Below are 2,344 nucleotides of genomic sequence, written 5' to 3'. Positions count from 1 at the left end.
CCATGCAGACGCTCCACCAGCGGAGCGTAATCGGCTGGGTCAGCGGTGTTACCACCGCCTTCCCGCCTAAGAACCGTACGTGACAGTTTCCCGTCATACGGCTCAAGCATTTCATCACTTCTTCAAGCGGTTCTCAGCATAAATACGCTGACAGGTGCAATGAACGTAGCGCATATTGCGAACATCTTCCATGCCAGCCTTTGCCTTTGGTGCAAGGTAGAAGATTTCTCTTTCTTCCGTTACATCCATCGGCATTCCGCAGTGGTAGCACAGTCCGTTCTGGTTTTTCCAAATCATCTTGAATTTTCCAGTCAGCCGGTGCATTCCTTTATCGAATTTCCTTTTTTGGAAATACGCCTCATCGAGGAACGGATTTGCAGTAGCTTTTATCTTGGTATGTCGCACAATGGCTGTGCTGTCCACCCGTATCAGCTCCTTGTTTTCCGTAGAGAACACCCAGTTCCGATTACCGACACGATGCCAGTATCTCGTGGAAATCCACCACTTGTTCTTCTTTGGGTGCCGTCTTTTAGCCCATCGCCACAGCAGTTCGTACAGGACATAGTCCAGATGCGCGAACGCATCACTTGCGCATACGGACTGGTGGTAATTAGTCCAACCTCGAATTTGTTCATTCAACTTCATAATCAGAACATCTTGCTGCCACGCTTTTCCTCTGCGGAGAATCGTGTCAGAGATATTGGAAACGATAGCCTTGACCGCCTTTTTGGAAGGCTTGATAATCAGCTTTTCGTTATACTTTCTGAAGTTCCAGCCGAGGAAGTCGAAACCATCGTCAATGTTGGTGACAACGGTCTTTTCATCAGAAAGTTCCAATCCGCGTTCAGCGAGAAACTCTCGAATCAGCTCCTTTGCTTCAAGAGCCAGTTCAGGTGTTGCCGCTGTGACCACAAAATCGTCTGCATAGCGGACGAAGTTTACTTTGTGGGCATTCTTAAATCTTAAATCGACCTTACCGAGCGCGTTCGTGTGAAAGCGTTCGACCAGCTTCTTCTCGATACCATCCAGCGTCATGTTCGCCAGAATGGGGGAGATAATACCACCTTGCGGAGTTCCTTCCTCGGTAGGAAAGAGTTCGCGCTGATAGATAAATCCCGCCTTTAAGAACTGCTTCAAAATGTTCTTGTCCATGGGGATGTTCGCCAGAAGCCAATCATGGCTGATATGGTCGAAGCAACCTTTGATGTCACCCTCCAAAACCCACTTCGGAGAAATGTGCTTGCGCGACAGTGCATTGAACAGATATTCGCAGGCATCCTGTGCGCATCTTCCTTTTCGGAAACCAAAGGATTTCCCATCTGCTGTTGTTTCCGCCACCGGTTCCAGTGCCAAAGCATAAAGAGCCTGCATTGCGCGGTCATACATCGTGGGAATCCCCAACGGACGTTTTTTCTTCTTGTCCTTCTTTTCGATATACACTCTACGGAGAGGACGTGCACGATACCTTTTATCTGTCAGCGATAGAGCCGCTGCCATTTTCTTCGCCGGAGTGTTCCAGAGAACACCATCCACACCGGGAGTTCTGCGCCCGTCGTTGGTTACGACACGCTTGACAGCCAGTGCTTTGGCGTAAAAGGAATGTGTCAGAAGATACTGAAGTCGTTTTACTGCGTTGTAGTCTTTTTGCTGAGTTGCCTTGACAATCCTGATTTGTAGCCTGTTGACTTCCCGCTCTGCCTTATGCCAGTCAATGTTTTTCCATTGGGCACTCAACATAGCTTCGTCCGACAGCTTCTCAGAAGTTTTACCTTCCGTCGTTGAATACTTATCGTTCACAGGAATACCTCCAATCTTGCCATGAAATACCCGGAATAAGTCAGCACCCTTTCAGGTCAGGGCAAATTTTGAACCCCTATGCTCACCGTTACAGTGAACCTTTCGCTTTTTATTCCATCTCATACCCTCTGCGCCATTTCTTCCTCTTGCGAGGTCGATACCTTTGTTCAAGGAACGCATAGGGTTTTCCACGTTCCACGTAATGCATAATTCTCGAATGCCTTAGCCGCCATCTTTGAACCGGGAGGATTTGTGTCCATTTGCTTCGGGGTAGCGAAAGGCCCCTCGGTCACCTCCAACACCTTTTGGTGTAGGTGTATCAGCCTTATTTCACCTATTCCCTGTAACGATCCTTACGATGATTCACATTACGTTCGACATAGCATTCTTTACCCTAACAGTACATCCGCTTTAGGCTGGCAGATTTCCCATATTGTCCTGTGAGCTTCCCAACGCCGGCTTTTGACCAGTGCAGGTCACAGTAGGGTTACTCCAAATGGATAGAGCAGTGTTTATACACAATACATTACGCGACTTCGTGTCGCAC

The 2,344-nt window shown here is 48.2% G+C and carries 1 protein-coding gene; it reads right to left on the bottom strand.

Annotated features, from left to right (window positions below):
• Nucleotides 1–114 precede the first annotated feature (114 nt).
• Complete coding sequence (gene ltrA, locus F3G95_RS13665; protein ID WP_149795379.1) at nt 115–1,797, bottom strand: group II intron reverse transcriptase/maturase; 1,683 nt, start codon at nt 1,795–1,797, stop codon at nt 115–117.
• Nucleotides 1,798–2,344: the final 547 nt, after the last annotated feature.

Source organism: Faecalibacterium sp. Marseille-P9312 (genome assembly GCF_902497445.1).
GTDB lineage: Bacteria > Bacillota > Clostridia > Oscillospirales > Ruminococcaceae > Faecalibacterium > Faecalibacterium longum.
This window is presented reverse-complemented; position numbering and strand designations above follow the sequence as displayed.